Source organism: Streptomyces sp. NPDC055189 (assembly GCF_053606765.1).
In genome coordinates this window covers 32340-50754 of record NZ_JBSGSG010000071.1, presented here as the reverse complement: position 1 = coordinate 50754, position 18415 = coordinate 32340, and the positions used below count along the sequence as shown (strand labels likewise).

Sequence of the window (18415 nt, the reverse complement as noted above, 5' to 3'; positions counted from 1 at the left end):
CTTGTGTATTTGGGCGCGCCGCCGGCCCCGCCTGGGGCCGTGCGGTCCTTTCGCGGGTTTTTTTTCTCGGGCAACGGGGACCCCGACGGCGCTCCCGCGCGTTCGAGAGCCCGCCGGGCCGATGGCCCCGGGTCGTGAACGGCCCTCTGCGGCACGCCCGTGAGCCGTGCCGCGGGACGAACGCCGCCCGCAGAAATCCCGCACCCGCTCCGGACCGAACCGGACGGGACGACGGCGAGGACGTGCACGAGGGACCCTGCCCCGGCTGCCCCGTCCGTCACACCATGCCCGTCGGTCCGGGTCCGGCTGCTGGTGAACGCAAGGCCTCCGTCCCGCGGTGCACCGCACCCGTCTTCCGTGCACGATCAGGTCAGAGCCGGTACACCGACGCGCAACAGCAGGCGGCTCCGCAGCCCTAGCGTCACCGGAGACGGCCCAGCGGACCTACCCGTCCGCGAAAGACGCCTCGCCGGAGACACCGGCACCACACATCAGTCCCAGGAGTTCCCATGTCCCACAATGCCGAGCCGATTCAGCCGGTCCTGGAGCCGGCCGCAGCCGCGTTCGCCGAGGCGACCGCCCATGCGCCCTACCTCTTCGACCTGCCTCCGGCGGAGGGCCGCAAGGCCGTCGACGCCGTGCAGTCCGGCGACATCGCCGAGCCGGACGTCGACGAGGAGTGGATCACCGTCCCTGGCGGCCCGACGGGCAGCGTCCGGACCCGCATCGTCAAGCCGGCCGGTACCAACGGCGCCCTGCCGGTGATCCTCTACATCCACGGCGCAGGCTGGGTCTTCGGCAACGCACACACCCACGACCGTCTGGTCCGGGAACTCGCCACCGGTGCCGAAGCAGCCGTGGTCTTTCCCGAGTACGACCTCTCCCCCGAAGCCCGCTACCCCGTGGCCATCGAGCAGAACTACGCAGTCGCCCAGTGGATCGTCCAGCAGGGTGCGGCCAAGGAGCTGGACGGTTCACGGCTGGCTGTGGCCGGAGACTCCGTCGGCGGCAACATGACCGCCGCCCTGACTCTCATGGCCAAGGAGCGAGGCGGCATCCCGCTGGCCCAGCAGGTCCTGTTCTACCCGGTCACCGACGCCGCCTTCGACACCGGTTCCTACCACCAGTTCGCCGAAGGCTACTTCCTGCGGCGCGACGGCATGCAGTGGTTCTGGGACCAGTACACCACCGACGAAGACCAGCGTGCGGAGATCACCGCCTCTCCCCTGCGCGCCACCACCGAGCAGCTGACCGGCCTGCCGCCGGCGCTGGTCATCACCGGCGAGGCCGACGTCCTGCGCGACGAGGGCGAGGCCTACGCGGCCAAACTCCGCACGGCAGGAGTGCCCGTCACGGCCGTGCGCTACCAGGGCGTCATCCACGACTTCGTCATGCTCAACGCCCTGCGTGAGACCCACGCCGCCGAAGCCGCAATCAGCCAGGCCGTCTCCGTGCTCCGCACCGCGCTGCACGACCGCTGACCGGTGCCTTCGCTGACGCCGGCAGTCGGTCCGGCGTCAGCGTGGAGCTGGAGCACCACGCACTGCCGAGCACGCTTCCCGGCTCGGTCGCCGGGTGCCGCGTGCATCCTCGATGGCTCCATCCGTGACGCGGTGCGCGCGGGCCACCTGATGGATCGTCACCGATATCGCGCAGCCGCGCGGGCATTCCTCTTCGGGAGTGCCCGCGCGGCTTTTGCACAGGGGGAGTTCATCGCCGCTGTCGCACGGTGACCACCGTGACCAGCCCGCCCAGGAACACACCGGCGACGAGCGCGGGCGCCGGCGACCATGCGGCAAGCAGTACGCCAAGCGCGGCGACGACGAACGGGACGCGTTCGCTCACTTGGTGCTGGTGCGGCCGGAGGTGTACGGCCCAGACCGTGATCAGGAAGACGGTGGCCGGGACGGTGACCGCCAGTCCGGCGCCGACCGACGAGGTGCCGGCATGGCGAGTGACGTGATCGGCGTACGCGGCCAGGCCCGCTCCCTCCGCGGCGGCCGACGCGAAGATCAAGTAGTGACCGTAAGCCCAGGCGAACCGCCTGCGGTGAGCCTGGTGCGTCGTTGCGAGCAAGGCGTGCGCGGGCTTGGCGAAGTACAACCACCACATGGCGTAGGCCATGAGCAGGCCGCCGGCGGCCAGCGCATACAGCGCACCGGTGCCCTGGTGCCGGTCGAATGCCCCCCGCACGGTGACTGTGGCAGCCGCGACGGACTCGCCGAGCACGATGAGGGTGAACAGCTCGTAGCGTTCGGCAATGTGGTGCGGATGCCACGGGGTCATTCCCGCCGACTGCGCCCAGACGGGGACCAGGATCTCCGCGAGGATCACCGCGGCCCCGGCCGGCCGGGTCTCAGCGGGAAGAAGCAGCAGGGCGACCCAGCCGAGTTGGCAGACCGTGATTCCGGCCGCGAAGCGGAGCGTGGCTTTCCGTCGGGCAGGATCGGAGAACGCGGCCCGCAGCCACAACGCGGCCAGCGCCGTACGCAGCACCACGTAGCCGAGGGTGATGACGAGCAGGTCCCCGTCCTCGAAGGCGCGGCTGACGCCGGCGGCAAGGACGAGGGAGCCCGTGATCTGTACCAGTACTGCAAGGCGGTAGGGGGTGTCGTCGGGGTCGTAGGCGGAGGCGAACCAGGTGAAGTTCATCCAGGCCCACCAGATGGTGAAGAAGACCAGCGCGAATCGCAGGACACCGGCCAGGTGGTGCCCGTGTGCCAGCGCCTCGTGGAGGCCCTCCGACGCCTGCGCCACCGCGACGACGAAGCACAGGTCGAAGAAGAGCTCCAGCGGGGTGGCGGAGCGGTGCGGCTCTCCGGGGTCACGGCCTGCCATGGTGCGCCACCGTCGAGCGGCGGGGACGGTCGGGGACACCTGCATGCGGCTCAGCGGAGGGCTCCCAATGCCGTCCCGACCGCCCGGTGGAAGGTGGGATAGGTGTAGATCATGTGCCGGAGACGGTCGACGGGCACCTCGGCGTGGACGGCGACGTTCAGCCCGTACAGCACCTCGCCGCCCGCGGGCCCGGCCGACGTCGCTCCGACCAGCACGCCGCGGTCGGCGTCCTCGACCAGCTTGATGAACCCCTCACCGCCGGACCCGTGGATCCAGCCACGCGTGGAGGAGGCCAGGGGCAGCACACTGGTGGCTACCCGCAGTCCCCGTTCCCTCGCCTGCTGCTCGGTCAGCCCCACGGCTGCGATCTCGGGGTCCGTGAAGGTGGCCCGGGGCAGCGCCCGGTAGTCGGCGTCGGGACCGGGCTGCCCGAGGATGTCCCGGACGGCGATCTCCGCCTGGTACATCGACACATGGGTGAAGGCGCCCCGCCCGGTGATGTCGCCGACGGCCCACAGCCCTTCGGCGGCCCTCATCTGACCGTCCGTGGAAACGGCCGGCGCCGCGGGGTCGAGCCCCACCGTATGCACTGCCAGTGCGGACAGGTCGGCATGACGTCCGGTCACGACGAGCAGCCTCTCGGCGTGCAGAGGTTCCGCGCCCTCGTCCAGCAGGACGGTGAACTCGGCACCGTCATGGCCCACCTGCCGGGCCCGCGCACCGGTGAGGACACGGACGCCGTCCGTGCGAAGGGCCTGCGCGGCCAGTTCACCCGCTTCCGGCTCCTCCTTCGACAGCAGCCGGTCCTGCCCCTCGATCACCGTGACGGCACATCGGAACCGGGCGAACACCTGGGCCATCTCCACACCGGCGGCGCCTCCCCCCAGAACGATCATCGACGCGGGCAGTTCCCGCGCGGCCATCGCGTCCCGGTTCGTCCAGTACGGCGTTTGTGCGAGACCCGGCACCCCCGGGATCCGGGGCCGGGTTCCGGCAGCGAGCACGACACCCAGCCGGGCCTGCAAGGTGCGGTCCCCGACGGTCACCCGGCGAGGGCCCGCCAGACGTCCCGCTCCACGGACAAGCCGACCGCCCTTGGCCACCAATCGTTCGGCCGCCACCTGGTCGTTCCAGTCGTGGGTGGCCTCGTCGCGGATGCGTGCGGAGACCTTGGCCCAATCAGCAGTCACCTCCGCTTTACCGGCGAGGCCGGGAATCCGGCCGGCCTCGGCCAACAGATTCCCGGCCCGGATCATCATCTTGCTGGGCACGCATGCCCAGTACGGGCACTCGCCCCCGACCAGTTCCGCTTCGACCCCCACCACGTCAAGGCCCGCCTCGGCCAGTGTGCCCGCGACGTACTCGCCGCCGGGCCCCAGACCGACGACCACCACATCCACCTGCTCGTCCATGCTCATCGCCGTTCCTCGTTCCGCCCGTCTCCGGGCGCAGTTGTCCGGCGAGGCTAAGACGCCCGCGTGGAGGCGATGAGTCCTCCGGTGCACGACAACTGGCCCGAGAGCGAAACCCGTGACGGGTGGCAGACGCCGTGCGCTGACGGGCACCACCGCATGCGCTGCCGGGCAATGCGGTCTTGTCTCGCCGCCTAGCGTCACTCGGGTACACACAGCACAGCACCGCTGGAGGCGGACCATGACCACCAACTCCCATCACGTGAGCGGCAGCCAGCCGTGGCTGCACCAGAAGGGCGAGGTGATCCAGGACTTCGGGACCGTCAAGCAGTTCCCGCTCGGCCTGTCATACGAAGCCCGCATGTACTCCTGCCAGCGTCTGAACAAGGTCCTGGCGGACACGCAGATCCTCTACGGCCTCTACAAGAAGCACCACTGGCTGATGCGCGGCGCAACCTTCTACCAACTGCACCTCGTGCTTGACAAGCACGCGGGCGAACAGCTGGAACTCGTGGACACCATCGCCGAACGCGTTCAGTCGCTGGGCGGCGTCGCGGTAGGGGATCCCCGGCACGTCGCGGAGATCACTTCCATTCCGCGGCCCCCGGATGGTGTGGAGCAGGTGCCGGCGATGCTCTCGCGACTCCTTGAGGCTCACGAAACCATCCTGGTCGAGGCCCACGACGCCGCCGCACGCACCGTCGAGCTGGGCGACGACGGAACCAATGACCTGCTGGTCTCGCAGGTAGTGAGGACGGGCGAACTGCAGGCCTGGTTCCTGGCCGAGCACTTGGTCGACACGCCCCTCGTTCGCTCCTGAACCGGCGAGGACGTCCGTGCCGCTGCCCCGGCGAACCGCCGATGCAGCGGTGGCGGGCGTCTTCGTACCGGGCGGAGCACCGTGCGACCGCCGGCAAGGCGGAAGCCGGACAGAGCTGCCTCGACAGGCAAGGACCCGTGCGTTCCCCGGCAAGCACCGGCCTGAACGCCCACTGGCTTTCGAGGCGGTAGAGCCGCTGTGCCCACCTCAACGCATCGGCCGAAGCGACGCAAGCACTCTACTTTTCACATCCGATAGGACACTACCGATGTCACAAGGACAACCCAGGGCCGTGAGCATGCAGTTCGGCATCTTCACCGTCGGCGACGTCACGCCCGACCCGACCACCGGCCGCACACCGACCGAGCACGATCGCATCAAGGCGATGGTCGCCATCGCGCTCAAGGCGGAGGAGGTCGGGCTCGACGTCTTCGCTACCGGCGAGCACCACAACCCGCCCTTCGTGCCCTCGTCACCGACGACCATGCTCGGCTACGTCGCGGCCCGTACCGAGCGGCTTGTGCTGTCCACCTCCACCACCCTGATCACCACGAACGACCCGGTGAAGATCGCCGAGGACTTCGCGATGCTCCAGCACCTGGCCGACGGCCGGGTGGACTTGATGATGGGGCGCGGCAACACCGGCCCCGTCTACCCCTGGTTCGGCAAGGACATCCGCGAGGGCGTCAACCTCGCCGTCGAGAACTACGCCCTGCTGCACCGCTTGTGGCGCGAGGACGTGGTGAACTGGGAGGGCAAGTTCCGCAGCCCGCTTCAGGGCTTCACCTCCACTCCGCGTCCGCTGGACAGGGTCGCGCCCTTCGTCTGGCACGGCTCCATCCGCTCCCCGGAGATCGCCGAGCAGGCCGCGTACTACGGAGACGGCTTCTTCCACAACAACATCTTCTGGCCCGCCGACCACACCAAGCGCATGATCGAGCTGTACCGGGCCCGCTATGCCCACTACGGGCACGGCACGCCCGAGCAGGCGATCGTCGGCCTCGGCGGCCAGGTGTTCATGCGCAAGAACAGCCAGGACGCGGTCCGCGAGTTCCGGCCGTACTTCGATGAGGCGCCGGTGTACGGACACGGGCCGTCGCTGGAGGACTTCACCCAGCAGACACCGCTCACGGTCGGCTCGCCGCAGCAGGTGATCGAGAAGACGCTCGCCTTCCGCGACTACGCCGGTGACTACCAGCGCCAGCTGTTCCTGATGGACCACGCCGGGCTGTCCCTGAAGACCGTCCTGGAGCAGCTCGATCTGCTCGGCGAGGAGGTCGTGCCGGTGCTGCGCGAGGAGTTCGCCAAGAACCGTCCGGCGAGCGTGCCGGATGCGCCGACCCACGCGTCCCTGCTGGCGGCCAAGGAGTCCACGGAGAACCGGGAAGAGGTAACCGCGGCATGAAGCTCGTCGTCGTTTCGGCCGGACTGAGCGTCCCGTCGTCCACCCGGCTCCTCGCCGATCGCCTCGCGGCGGCCGCCGCGCCGGCCGCGACCGCACCGGAACCCGCCCCTGCCGACGTCCGGGTGATCGAACTGCGTGACCTTGCCGAGGAGATCGCGCACACCTTCACCAACGGCTTCCCCGGGCAGCAGCTGTCCGCCGCCTTCGACGCTGTGGGCGCGGCCGACGGCCTGATCGTCGTCACCCCGGTGTTCTCAGCCTCGTACAGCGGGCTGTTCAAGTCCTTCTTCGACGCCCTCGGCGCCACCGACGACAGAGCCGTCGCAGGCAAGCCCGTCCTGATCGCCGCCACCGGCGGCACCGCCCGGCACTCCCTGGTCCTTGAGCACGCGCTGCGGCCGCTCTTCGCCTACCTGAAGGCGGTCGTCGTCCCCACCGGCGTGTACGCCGCCTCGGAGGACTGGGGCGCGGAGGGACTCGGACAGCGTATTGAGCGCGCGGCCGGGGAACTGGCGGCGCTCATGGCCGGGCTGTCCACCACACTCCCCTCGCGCCGGCGAGACTCCTTCGAGTACGTCACGCCGTTCGAGGAAAGGCTCGCCGCGCTCAGCCCTGTTCCCGGCCCTGACCAAGCGCGCCATACCTCGGAAGAATGACTTGGCGCGAAGCGCTCCCTCGGCGATGACCGACATCCCGAACGATCGCCGCTGACGAGGAAGTGGGACGGGGTACCGGGGTTCTTGCTGCTGCCGATCCCGTCTGCGTTCCGTCCGAACGTCGGTGTTGCCGGGGTCGGTCAGGCCGGGCATGTCCGTGCGCTGCCAGGCAAATCGCAGTGCGCTCGCCGGAAACCGGGTCAGGACCAACCGGCATAGCGTGACTGGCGAAGCAGCCGCAGCACGGCAGTTCGTGCACCTCGCCGACGTCCATATCCCGCTTGTGCGCGCGGTCTTGACGCACATCACACGCTGTACGCCCCGCAGGAGGTAGTCGAACGATGTCCACGATGCCGGTAGGTGGGCTGGTTCCCCGCGACACCGACGACGCGGCGGACCTCGTCGTCCGCAATGCCAAGATCCATACCGGTGATCCCCGTCTCCCGCAGGCCGAGGCGATCGCCATCCGCGACGGCGTCGTTACTGTCGTCGGCAGTGACAAGGACGTGGCCGAACAGGTCGGTCCCGCCACCAGGGTGGTCGACGCGCTCGGCCGCAGAATGATCCCCGGTCTCAACGACGCCCACCTGCACGTGATCCGCGGTGGCCTCAACTACGTGCTGGAGCTCCGCTGGGACGGCGTCCGCACGCTGCGCCAGGGCCTGGCCATGCTGCGGGAGCAGGCGGCCCGCACCCCCAAGGGCCAGTGGGTCAGGGTGGTCGGTGGCTGGTCGGCCGAGCAGTTCGCCGAACGGCGGCTGCCCACGGTCGCGGAACTCAACGCCGCTGCCCCGGACACCCCGGTCTTCGTGCTGCACCTGTACCAGTCCGCGATCCTCAACCGCGCGGCGCTCAAGGCCGCGGGCTACGACAAGGACACCCCCGATCCACGGGGTGGGCAGATCATGCGGGGACGTGACGGCGACCCCACGGGCATGCTGCTGGCGGCCCCGAGCGCCCTGATCCTCTACTCAACCCTGGCCAAGGCGCCGGTCCTTGACGAGGAACACCGCAAGACGTCCACCCGTCACTTCCTGCGGGAGCTGAACCGTTTCGGACTCACGTCAGCGATCGACGCGGCGGGCGGGTTCCAGAACTTCCCCGACAACTACGAGACGGTCACGGAACTGGCCAGGGAGGGCGAGCTCTCCCTGCGCATCGCCTACCATCTGTTCCCCCAGACCGCCGGCCAGGAGATCGACGACCTCACCCGCTGGATCGACACGGTCCGGCCCGGGGACGGAGACGAATGGCTCCGCCTCAACGGCGCCGGCGAGAACCTCACCTGGGCAGCGGCGGACTTCGAGAACTTCGCCGAGCCACGACCCGAACACGCCCCCGACTACGAGGTGGAGTTCGAGAAGGCCGTGCGCCTGCTCATGGAGAACGGCTGGGGTTTCCGCCTGCACGCCACCTACGACGAGACCATCCGCCGCGATCTGGCCGTGTTCGAGAGACTCGCCGCGGAGGGTCTCTTCCCCGGCCAGAACCGGTGGCTGTTCGACCACGCGGAGACCGTGTCGGCCGACAGCCTCGACCGCATCGTGGCCCTCGGCGGGGCCATGTCCGTGCAGAACCGGCTGTCCTTCCAGGGCGAGGCGTTCGTCCGCCGTTACGGGGTCGGAGCCGCCGCGGACGCACCGCCGATCCGGGCGATGCTGGGCCGTGGCCTGACCGTGGGTGCGGGCACCGACGCCACCCGCGTCTCCTCGTACAACCCGTGGATCGCCCTGCACTGGCTGGTCACCGGCCGTACGGTCGGCGATCTGACCATCCACCCGCCGCACAACCGGGTCGACCGGGAAACGGCACTGGAGATGTTCACCACGGCCGGTGCCGCACTGACCGGCGAGCAGGAACGCAAGGGCGTCCTGCGCCCGGGCTTCCTCGGGGATCTCACCGTGCTGTCGGAGGACTACTTCACGGTTCCCGACGCGGAGATCGCGCGCATCGAGGCCCTGCTGACGGTCGTCGGCGGCCGCATCGTCTACGCCGCCGGCGAGTACGAGGGCGTCGACGAACTACTGCCTCCGGTGACACCGGAGTGGAGCCCGGTGGCGCACTTCGGCGGCTACCAGGCGACACCGGTCCCGGGCAGGTCGGGAGTCCGCCAGGCCGAGCTCCTCGGCGAGGCCGTCGCCGAGTCGGAGCTGCACCGCCAGTGGCGCGCCCGCCGCGGACTTGTTCCCGAGACCGACAGTCCGGTCTTCGATCCCTGCTTCTCCTTCTGAGCCAGGCATACGCCACCACCTGGCGCCAAGATCTTCCTCTCCTGGTCGTAGACGACCGTCCGCGACCGCCAACCTTCGACGGAAAGGCATTCTCATGGTCAACATCGCCGAGGTCACCGCTGCTCCCAGCCCTGATCTGCTGACGCCCGACAACTGCGCGGTGCTGTTCGTGGACCACCAGCCGCAGATGTTCTTCGGCACGGGCAGCGGCGACCGCACCGCGATCATCAACGCGACGGTGGGCCTGGCGAAGGCCGCCGAGGTCTTCGACGTTCCCACGGTCCTGAGCACCGTGGCCGCCGAGTCCTTCTCCGGCCCGCTCATGCCGCAGCTCGCGGGCGTCTTCCCCGATCAGAAGATCGTCGACCGCAGCACGATGAACGCATGGGAGGACGAGGCCTTCGTCGAGGCCGTCAAGGCCACCGGCCGCCAGAAGTTGGTCATCGCCGGCCTGTGGACCGAGGTCTGCGTCGTCCTGCCTGCCCTGTCCGCGCTCGCTCAGGGCTACGAGGTCTACGTCGTCACCGACGCGTCCGGCGGCGTCAGCCCGCAGGCTCATGAGCACGCCGTCCAGCGGATGGTCCAGGCCGGTGTGGTGCCGGTGACCTGGGTGCAGGTGCTCCTCGAGCTGCAGCGCGACTGGGCTCGCACCGAGACGTACCTGCCGGTCATGGACGTCGTGAAGGAGCACGGCGGCACCTACGGTCTCGGGGTCGTCTACGCACAGGCCGTCATCGGCGAGCACGCCGCCGGCTGACGCGCCCCACACGATCGACGACGGACGTCAGGAACGGGCACAGCACGATGGACAGCGGACTGTTGGTGCTCCGGCTGGTGGTGGGACTCCTCATCGCCGGACACGGAGTGCAGAAGGTCAGTTACCGACTAGGAGGCAACGGCCTGGCCGGCGGAACCGAGGAGTTCCGCCGGGACGGCTTCCGCGGCGGGAGACTCACCGCCCTCGCCGCGGGCGGCAGCCAGATCGGGGCCGGCCTGTTCCTGGCGGCCGGCCTCCTCACTCCCCTGGCAGCCATGGCCGCCACGGGAGTGATGACGGTGGCCGGCACCGTCAAGCGGCACAAGGGGCTGTGGGTGCAGAACGACGGCTACGAGTACCCGCTGGTGCTCGTTACCGCCGCTGCAGCCGTGGCCCTCACCGGCCCGGGGCGCTGGTCTCTCGACCACCTCATCGGGCCGGCCCCCTGGCCGCTGTGGGTCTCGATGTCAGCGATCGGCATCGGCCTGATCAGCGGACTGCTCACCCGCACGTTGCTGAACGATCCCGCACTGAGCAGCGGGACGACGAAGGAAAGGACGGGCCATGCGAAGGCTGTTGACTGACGCCGCCCACACACTGGTCCCCCCGAAGGACGACCGGCACGGACCCCTGCCGCCTCTGATGCTGGTGCTGACGGTGGTGACCGGCCTCATTGATGCCGTGAGCTATCTGGCTCTCGGGCGGGTCTTCGTCGCCAACATGACCGGCAACGTGGTCTTTTTGGGCTTCGCCCTGGCAGGTGCGCCCGGCCTGTCCGTATCGGCGTCCATCGTCTCGATGGTGTCCTTCCTGGTCGGAGCGCTGGCGGGAGGGCGGTTCGGCACCCGGTTCGCCGCGCACCGAGGCCGGCTCCTGACCACGACCACTGCCCTCCAGGCCGTACTGGTCGCCGGGTCAGTGGGCGCGCTGGCCCTCGCACACGGCGAGGTGACAAGCCCGGCCCGTTACACCCTGATCGTGCTGCTCGGTATCGCCATGGGCATGCAGAACGCCGTGGCACGACGTCTCGGAGTCCCGGACCTGACCACCACCGTCCTGACGCTCACCCTGACGGGACTGGCAGCGGACTCCTCCCCGGCCGGCGGGCCCACCCCCCGGCCCGGCCGACGTATTCTCTCCGTGCTCGCCATGTTCCTCGGAGCCCTGGTCGGAGCCCTGCTCCTGGGGCACGCCGAACTCCTCCACATCCTGGTTCTTGTCCTGCTGCTGCTCATCGTGACCTCGGTGACCGCCTACCGCCTGTCGGCTTCCGCCCCCGCCTGGACCAGGCCCGCGGCATGAAGCTCTCTGGCGTGCCGACCGACCGCTACGGGCGCCGCAAGGTGCTTGCTCCTGGCCGCTCACTTCGCCATGCTCGCCGTTCTCCACCCGGATAACCGGTCCCGAGGTGCGCTCAGCGGTCCGCGCGTCTCTCGCGCGGTCCGGTGTCCGGGACCTCGCCCATTTCCGCCGCCGCAGGATCGAGTACGCGCGCCAGGAAAAGGCGGGTCCGCTCGTGCTGCGGGTCACCCACCACACGTTCTGGCGTGCCCTCCTCGACGATCACTCCGTCGTCCATGAAGACCACCCGGTCGGCGACCTCGCGCGCGAAGCTCATCTCGTGGGTGACGACCAGCATCGTCATCCCCTCCCGGGCGAGCGAGCGCATCACCGCGAGTACGTCCCCGACCAGTTCGGGGTCGAGCGCGGAGGTCGGCTCGTCGAAGAGCATCAGCTCGGGGTCCATGGACAGCGCACGGGCGATCGCGACCCGCTGCTGCTGGCCGCCGGAGAGCTGCGCCGGATAGGACTGCTCCTTGTCGACGAGGCCCACCCGCGCGAGGTTGGCCCGCGCGATGCGCTCCGCCTCCTCCTTGCTGCGCCGCAGCACGCGGCGCTGCGCGATGGTCAGGTTCTCCAGTGCCGTGAGGTGCGGGAAGAGGTTGAAGGACTGGAAGACCATGCCGATCCGACGGCGTACGCGATCGATGTCCACATCGGGGTCGGTGACCTCCGTGCCGGCCACCGTCACCGTGCCCGACGTGGGCTCTTCCAGGAGATTGACGCAGCGCAGCAGGGTCGACTTGCCGGAGCCCGAGGGGCCGATGACACAGACCACGTCGCCGCGCCCGACCGTCAAGTCGATGCCCTTGAGCACCTGCAGATCGCCGAATGACTTGCGCAGCTCGCGCACCTCGATCGCCTGGCCCGAAGGTGCGGGCGCATCGGGTGTCTTGTCCAACTTCATGGTGCTCACCTGGCTTTCGCCGTACGGGCCTCGAGCCGCCGCACCAGATGGCCGAGCGGGAGGGTGATGACGAGATACAGCAGTCCGGCGATCAGGATCGGGGTCAGGCTCTTGTGCTCGTTCAGCGCGTCCCGGCCGAAGTTGGCCAGCTCGAACTGGCCGAGCGAGAGGCCGAGCAGATACACCAGTGAGGAGTCCTTGGTGAGCAGGATCAGCTCGTTGGTCAGCGGCGGCAGCACGATCCGGAACGCCTGCGGCATCACGATCGACACCATCGCACGCCCCGGTGACATGCCCAGCGAACGGGCCGCCTCCGTCTGGCCCTTGGGCACCGCCAGGATGCCCGCGCGGATCGTCTCGGCCATATAGGCGGCACCCACCAGGCCCAGAGACAGCATCACCGTGATGTTCATGTCGAGCGCTACCTCGAAGGCCAGCGGCACCCCGAAGCCGAGCGCGATGAACACCAGCAGGGAGGGAACGCCGCGGAAGAACTCGATATAGGCGATCGCGATCCAGCGGTAGGGAGGCACCGTGGACAGCCGCATCAGCGCCAGCACGATGCCGAGCCCCAGGCCGAAGCCGAAGCCGAGCAGTGTGTAGTAGGCGGTGTTGACCAGCGCGGTGGTGATCACCTCAGGGAACAGCGCCTTGGCGATCTCCACGTCGAAGAATGCCTGGCGCAGGGTGCCCCAGTCGGCCACGAGCGCGAACACGGCTATGGCGATGAACAGCACGGCGTACTGGGCGCCGCGGAACAGCCGTGCCCGCTGCCGTCGGGACATGGACATACGTGCAGAACTCCTCTGGTCAGCCGCGTGATGGTCAGCCGTGTGGATCCTCGAGGTCAGCTCTGCGGAGTGGTGCCGAACCACTTCTTGTAGATCTTGTCGTAACTGCCGTCGGTCCGGGCCTCCTTGAGGACCTCGTTGACCTTCGTGCGCAGTGCCTCGTTGCCGATGCGGAAGCCGATTCCGTACTTCTCACCGGTGTCGAACTCCGCGGTCACCTCGGTGTCCGGGTTGTCCTTGATGTATTCGAAGAGCACGCCGTTGTCGTTGATGCCCGCGTCGACTTTGCCTGCCTTGACCGCCGTGAGCAGCAGGCCGACGTCCTCGTACTCCACGAGTTCGACGTCGAGGCCCTTGCTCTCCTTCTTGGCGTAGATGCCGCCGGTGGTGGCCTTCTGGTAGCCGAGCTTCTTGCCCTTGAGATCCTTGAAGGTCTTGTAGGGCTGCCCCTTCTTGGTGATCAGCGCCTGGGTGGCGTTGAAGTAGGGGTCCGAGAAGTCCATGACCTTGTCGCGCTCGTCGGTGATCGTCATGCCGGCGGCGGCCAGGTCGCACTTGCGGATGTTGAAGTCTTGGCCGGTTTCGATGCCCTCGAAGGGCGTGTTGACGATCTCCTGCTCGACCCCCAGTTCCTTGGCGACCAGGTCGACCAGATCCACGTCAAAGCCGACGATCTTGCCGTCCTTCTTCGACTGGAACGGCGGATAGGGCAGATGCGTGCAGGTCTTGATCTTGCCGGACGAGACGAGCTTGACCCCCGAGCCGTTCTTGTCGCCGTCACTGTCGGACTTGGTGCTGGTGCAGCTCGTCATCAGCAGGACGGCGACTGCGGTCAGGGCTACGGCAGCCACCGGGGAACGAACGGGCTTCGGGGGACGAGCGGACACAGGACCTCCAGGGCAGGCTCGGGCCAGGGCGCGAGCGAGATCAACAGCGCTGTGTGCTGCGCAAGTTGCGGTGCATCCTGCCACCGCACGGGGCTCTTGTCCTGCCCTCGGGATTGCGTATGGGTAACACACTCGATCTCCGCATCATCAATTCCACTCTGCAGTCGGGGCCCTACTTTGCGTCAGCTCTCGAATTGACGGCGAGGGCGGCCGGAGACGCGGAGAGGTTATGGCCCCGTAGCGTCCGGCACGACGAGCCTTGACTCGCCGGACGTCCACCGCCTGCGTGCGGTCACGCAGGCCCAGTCGGGTGAGCACCCGGCTCGCATCGGTCTTCACCGTCTCCTCGGTGACATGCGGCCCAACAATGTTCTGGCGCACCTTGCGGAACACACCGTTACCCTCAGCTGGGACGCGTCCGCCAGGCCCGGGCGAAGAGTTCGGGCAAGGGGCCGGCGACGGGCCGGGAGCAGACCTTGCGCCCGATGATCCGGACCCCGAGCAGCTCAGCCTTCCAGGTCTCCATCGGAGGGTAGAACTTGTCCCCGCCCGCCCAGTCACCGGGCAGGAACATCCCCCGCCCGGACCGGGCCCTGCGGTCGGCGACCACCAGACCGGCCTCGACGAGCGCGGCCGCAACGGCCTTGTGGTGCGCGGCAGTCCACCGGTTGAAGCGGCGGATACGGCGATCGGTGGGCACGGGCAGGGCCAGCAGCTGCAGATACAAAGTGGCGGCGTCCGTTTCCAGACCGGTGGTGGCGACCACCTCTTCGACCACCTGTGGTGCGGACAGCCGCGGATCGGTCTCGTAGCCGCCCGGCGGCAGAGACCCCTCGGTGATGCGCTGCACGATCCGCTCGAACTCCGGACCGCGCAGCCGGCGGACCAGCGCCAGATGCGAGTCCTCCACGTCAATCACGCTCTCCAGGCGCCGCGAGCGTTCGTCGGCCCCGTAGCGGCCGGGCCTGAAGAACACGCCGGGCGCCTCGCGCTCACCGCGCCGGTCGAACCCTGCCTCGGACACGACGACCAGGCCGTCGTCGAGCGTGGGATGCGAAAGCGGCTCGGCGGCGTCCAGGTAGGGCAGGGCGCCGGGGAAGCCCGGCAGCAGTTCCGCCACGGTGCGGCCGCGCAGGCTGCGGCCGCGGGCGGAGAGCAGCAACCCCGGGTGGGCCAGGCGTTCCCGCAGCAGCCGCAGGGTCTCTGGGACCCCCCGGCGTACGGGATCTCCTTCGGGAAGCTCGGCGTACAGCCAGTCGACGGCGTCGCAGACCACGGCGAGCAACTCCCTGAAACGGAAACCCTCCTCGCCCTCCCAGCCGCCGCCACTGATGCTGTTCATCCGCAGCCGGGTGTCCGGGTCTTGGGTCAGCCGCGGCTCGCGCGCGGGATCGGCGAACACGGCGCACACGGCTGCCGGGGCCATCCGTATATCGCTGTGCTCGGCGGCGACGGTGAGCGTCGACTCCGGAACGGCGGGGCGTACGCCCTGTTGCCTGCGCCAGGCCTCGGCGATCCGCTCGGCGAGCGCCAGCTGCCCGCCTTCCAGCCACAGCTGCCCGGGGTCCGCGGGCAATACGTCGGCCAGCAGGTCGAGTCGCTCGGCCACCCGCAGGGTCGCCAACTCCCGTTCACCGGCCTCGGCGTCGGACTGCTTGAGCCCCATCACCTTGCGCGCCTCGGCATCGAGGCCCGCGTACCCGTACTTCACATCAGGTATCCCGGCGAGCAGCAGCGCGGCACCGGCCCGGCTCAGCCCGGTCCGCTCGGCGAGCAGCGCGGCCGCCGCACGGTCCCAGGGCGCGGGGCCCTGCTGCCGTACCAGGTGCACGAGGCGTCGCAGCCGCTCAGGTGTGTCCCAACCGGCCGCGGGCACCGGCTCGGTGGCCGTGATCTGACCGCATGTCGGCGGCTGCGCGGTGCCGGTGCGCAACTCGATGAAACGCTGCCCGTCCCGGCCGGCGCCGAGCCCGTGCAGGGCGACCGTCGCACCGTCGCGGGTCCGCACGGCACGCTTGTCCTTGTCGGCGAGTTCGAGGACGCCCGTACGTATCCGGGAGCGCGCCTCCGGGTCGGCAAAGGGCGTTTCTGCCCACACCTCCAGCATTGCCAGCTGGACCGCGCGCAGATGGTCCTGCACGTGGAAGGAGCTCGCCCGCAGGGCCACGGCACCGCACCGGCCGATGAACCGGTACCAGTTCCAGCCCGGGTACCGTGCGGGCGCCTTTTCGCCACTTCCGGTCAAGTAGCCGCCGACCTCGGTGAACACGGCGAGCGTGCCGGGCTCCCAGTGCCCGGAACCTTCGATGAAACCGTTGAGGGCCGGGGCGATCCACTTCTCGTCGAAGGGCTGCGCGGGGCGTATCGGGGTGTGGGACATGCGGCCATCCTGCCGGATCGCGTGGCCTCCTCCCGCCGGTGCGGGGCACGCGCCGTACCCTGCGGATCCGGCGCTGCGCCCTTGCCGGCGGTTTGGACGCGGACGGTGGAGCCGGACGGGTCGTACGGGAGAACCCCGGATCGGCGGGGTGCCCGTGACCAGCACCGCACGGCACACGACGCGGAGTGTCGCCCGCGTCCGCTTCCACTTCCCTGGCGAGACCCCCGGCGCATTGTTCGAGCACCTGCCCGGCAACAAAGGCCGTCACTGTTCACCGCGCTCGGGCAGATGCCGGCCGGCGCCGACGCACGCACGCACCCCGAGATGGCCGCCCCGATGCGCGGCTACGCCCAGGCCGGGTCGTCCCCGAAGAGACGGTGAAGAGCACCAGATGAGCGCGGCGGAGTGATGAGAAGCCGCACGTCGATCACGACAGGCGTAACGTCTGTTTGAGTTTGCGCATTGTGGGTGACCGGTAGGTATGGCCGTTCTCAGGAAATTCGCCCGCCCCATGCTCGCCTCTGTCTTTCTCGCCGGAGGTTGGAGCACTCTTCGAGACCCCAAACGCGTGGCCCCTGCAGCCGAACCGGTGGCGGTTCCTCTGGCCTTTCGCATCCCCCGGCTCACCGAGGATCCGGAACAGCTGGTCCGTGTCAATGGCGCGGTCCAGGTAGGAGCCGGGCTGATGCTCGCGACCGGACGTGTTCCGCGCCTCGCCGCCCTCGCGCTGGCCGGTTCACTGGTGCCGACGACCCTCGCCGGGCATGCCTGGTGGAAGGAGGAGGACAAGGATCAGCGGGCGGCCCAGCGCACTCAGTTCCTCAAGAACCTCTCGTTGCTCGGCGGACTACTCATCGCGGCGGCTGACACACACGGCAAGCCCTCTCTCGCCTACCGGACACAGGCCGCCGCAGTGGCAGGACACCGCAGTGCCCGTCACGCCGGTCGCGAGACGGCAAGCGCGCTGAATGATGCAGCCGGCACCCTCCGATCGATGTCCAAGAGCGCGCAGCAAACAGTCGCGCGGCAGTTCTGATCCCCCGCTCGTCCCGCGCACAACACCGCGCGGAGCCTTCGGCGCGGTGTTGTGGCGCCTCGAACCTCACTCCTCAAGCACGTTTCGCGTACTAGCCGCGAACAGAGGTGCGCGCCGCCCGGACATGAGGCGCCTGCGAGGGGGCTTCCGCACAATCCAGGGTCGCCGCACGTGGTGCCGAGTAGCCACGTGTCCTCTACCTGCGGTAGAGGGGCGCGGTAAGGTGAGGGGTATGGCAGCAGACGAGACGAGCATCAAGGTGAGCACGGCAGCTCGGGACCGGCTCGCCCAGCTGGCAGCCGAGCACGGCACCACCATTCGCAGCCTGGTGGAAGACCTCGCGCAGAGCACTCCAACCCAGGCCGAGTACGCCGAGCGTGCCGAGCTCGCCCGTGCCGAGCTCTCCTCCGCCCTGGGCAGCGCGCCAAGCCCGGAGGCCGAGGCGAAGGCCCGGGCCCTGCTGGAGCGTCTGGGGGCCGGCTCGCCCGGTCCGCAGGCTGCTGTGTAGTGGCGGCGATCGCGGTCGTGCTGGACCACACGACCACCGCGGCGCTGTTCGACCCGGAGGATCCGTTCAGCGAGGCGGTCGCCGCGTGCTACGTCCAGGCTTCCGGCGGGCTGGGTGATCTGTGTGCCCCGGTGCTGTCGCTGACGGCCGGCGACGCCGACCGCCCCGGCTTGCTCGGCTACATCAAAGGGCTGCGGTTCATCCGGATCGAGGCGTTCGACACCGACGCCGCCGTCACCGCCACTGAGCTGCTGCGCTTCGGGCACTCCTGGGCCGCCGTCCATGCCATCCACGCGGCCCGACCTTCCGCCGCCCACCCCGACGGACGGTTTCTGCTCACCCTGACGCCGAAGGTCTACGCGGGCACCGGCGTCCAGGCCGTCCACCCCGGCCAGTGAACAGGCAGCCGCCGACAGCACAAGACGATCACCACGCCCCCGCCTGCA

Annotated in this window: 17 protein-coding genes; 11 read left to right on the top strand and 6 right to left on the bottom strand. The window is 69.3% G+C overall.

Features of this window, described 5'->3' with window-relative positions; all coding sequences use genetic code 11:
• The first annotated feature begins 509 nt into the window (after nt 1-509).
• Nucleotides 510-1481, top strand: a complete 972-nt coding sequence (locus tag ACWFR3_RS34985) for an alpha/beta hydrolase (protein ID WP_453738717.1) — start codon at nt 510-512, stop codon at nt 1479-1481.
• Nucleotides 1482-1710: 229 nt separating this feature from the next.
• Here the strand turns inward: ACWFR3_RS34985 and ACWFR3_RS34980 are convergent, their stop codons facing one another.
• A complete protein-coding gene (locus ACWFR3_RS34980) occupies nt 1711-2838 on the bottom strand; it encodes a low temperature requirement protein A (protein ID WP_453738716.1) in 1128 nt (375 codons plus the stop codon).
• Between the two features lie 50 nt (nt 2839-2888).
• Entirely contained in the window at nt 2889-4256 is a 1368-nt protein-coding gene (locus tag ACWFR3_RS34975) for a dihydrolipoyl dehydrogenase family protein (RefSeq protein WP_453738715.1), read from the bottom strand.
• 235 nt (nt 4257-4491) lie between these two features.
• Between ACWFR3_RS34975 and ACWFR3_RS34970 the strand changes: the two genes are divergently transcribed.
• From ACWFR3_RS34970 to ACWFR3_RS34940, 7 genes are all read left to right on the top strand, one after another.
• Nucleotides 4492-5070 carry a Dps family protein gene (locus tag ACWFR3_RS34970; RefSeq protein WP_453738714.1) on the top strand — a complete coding sequence of 193 codons (579 nt, stop codon included), beginning with the start codon at nt 4492-4494 and terminating at the stop codon, nt 5068-5070.
• A 298-nt stretch (nt 5071-5368) separates the two neighbouring features.
• The gene (locus tag ACWFR3_RS34965) at nt 5369-6475 is read left to right on the top strand and encodes an LLM class flavin-dependent oxidoreductase (protein WP_453738720.1); all 1107 of its coding nucleotides are present in this window, start codon (nt 5369-5371) and stop codon (nt 6473-6475) included.
• Nucleotides 6472-7131, top strand: coding sequence for an FMN reductase (locus tag ACWFR3_RS34960; protein ID WP_453738713.1), 660 nt, complete (start codon nt 6472-6474; stop codon nt 7129-7131). The genes ACWFR3_RS34965 and ACWFR3_RS34960 overlap by 4 nt, the downstream gene beginning before the upstream one ends.
• Nucleotides 7132-7472: 341 nt before the next feature.
• Nucleotides 7473-9362 carry an amidohydrolase gene (locus tag ACWFR3_RS34955; RefSeq protein ID WP_453738712.1) on the top strand — a complete coding sequence of 630 codons (1890 nt, stop codon included), beginning with the start codon at nt 7473-7475 and terminating at the stop codon, nt 9360-9362.
• Between the two features lie 94 nt (nt 9363-9456).
• Nucleotides 9457-10119 carry a hydrolase gene (locus ACWFR3_RS34950; protein ID WP_453738711.1) on the top strand — a complete coding sequence of 221 codons (663 nt, stop codon included), beginning with the start codon at nt 9457-9459 and terminating at the stop codon, nt 10117-10119.
• 47 nt (nt 10120-10166) lie between these two features.
• Complete coding sequence (locus ACWFR3_RS34945; protein WP_453738710.1) at nt 10167-10703, top strand: DoxX family protein; 537 nt, start codon at nt 10167-10169, stop codon at nt 10701-10703.
• Nucleotides 10684-11421, top strand: a complete 738-nt coding sequence (locus ACWFR3_RS34940) for a YoaK family protein (protein ID WP_453738709.1) — start codon at nt 10684-10686, stop codon at nt 11419-11421. Before ACWFR3_RS34945 ends, ACWFR3_RS34940 begins: the two co-directional genes overlap by 20 nt.
• A 112-nt stretch (nt 11422-11533) precedes the next feature.
• On the opposite strand, the gene ACWFR3_RS34935 is transcribed toward ACWFR3_RS34940, so the two are convergent.
• The 4 genes from ACWFR3_RS34935 to ACWFR3_RS34920 all read right to left on the bottom strand — a co-directional run bounded on the left by ACWFR3_RS34935 (nt 11534) and on the right by ACWFR3_RS34920 (nt 16425).
• Nucleotides 11534-12367, bottom strand: a complete 834-nt coding sequence (locus ACWFR3_RS34935; RefSeq protein ID WP_453738708.1) for an amino acid ABC transporter ATP-binding protein — start codon at nt 12365-12367, stop codon at nt 11534-11536.
• A gap of 5 nt (nt 12368-12372) precedes the next feature.
• Complete coding sequence (locus tag ACWFR3_RS34930) at nt 12373-13158, bottom strand: amino acid ABC transporter permease (RefSeq protein WP_453738707.1); 786 nt, start codon at nt 13156-13158, stop codon at nt 12373-12375.
• A 56-nt stretch (nt 13159-13214) separates the two neighbouring features.
• Nucleotides 13215-13970: a transporter substrate-binding domain-containing protein gene (locus ACWFR3_RS34925; RefSeq protein WP_453738719.1), complete on the bottom strand. Its 756-nt coding sequence runs from the start codon at nt 13968-13970 to the stop codon at nt 13215-13217.
• Between the two features lie 478 nt (nt 13971-14448).
• Nucleotides 14449-16425: a hypothetical protein gene (locus tag ACWFR3_RS34920; RefSeq protein WP_453738706.1), complete on the bottom strand. Its 1977-nt coding sequence runs from the start codon at nt 16423-16425 to the stop codon at nt 14449-14451.
• 481 nt (nt 16426-16906) lie between these two features.
• On the opposite strand from ACWFR3_RS34920, the gene ACWFR3_RS34915 reads away from it, so the two are divergent.
• The 3 genes from ACWFR3_RS34915 (at nt 16907) to ACWFR3_RS34905 (ending at nt 18367) form a co-directional block, all read left to right on the top strand.
• Entirely contained in the window at nt 16907-17461 is a 555-nt protein-coding gene (locus tag ACWFR3_RS34915; protein ID WP_453738705.1) for a DoxX family protein, read from the top strand.
• A 232-nt stretch (nt 17462-17693) separates the two neighbouring features.
• Nucleotides 17694-17969: a hypothetical protein gene (locus tag ACWFR3_RS34910; RefSeq protein WP_453738704.1), complete on the top strand. Its 276-nt coding sequence runs from the start codon at nt 17694-17696 to the stop codon at nt 17967-17969.
• On the top strand, nt 17969-18367 hold the full coding sequence (locus tag ACWFR3_RS34905; protein ID WP_453738703.1) for a hypothetical protein: 399 nt from the start codon (nt 17969-17971) through the stop codon (nt 18365-18367). The genes ACWFR3_RS34910 and ACWFR3_RS34905 overlap by 1 nt, the downstream gene beginning before the upstream one ends.
• The last annotated feature ends 48 nt before the right edge of the window (nt 18368-18415 follow it).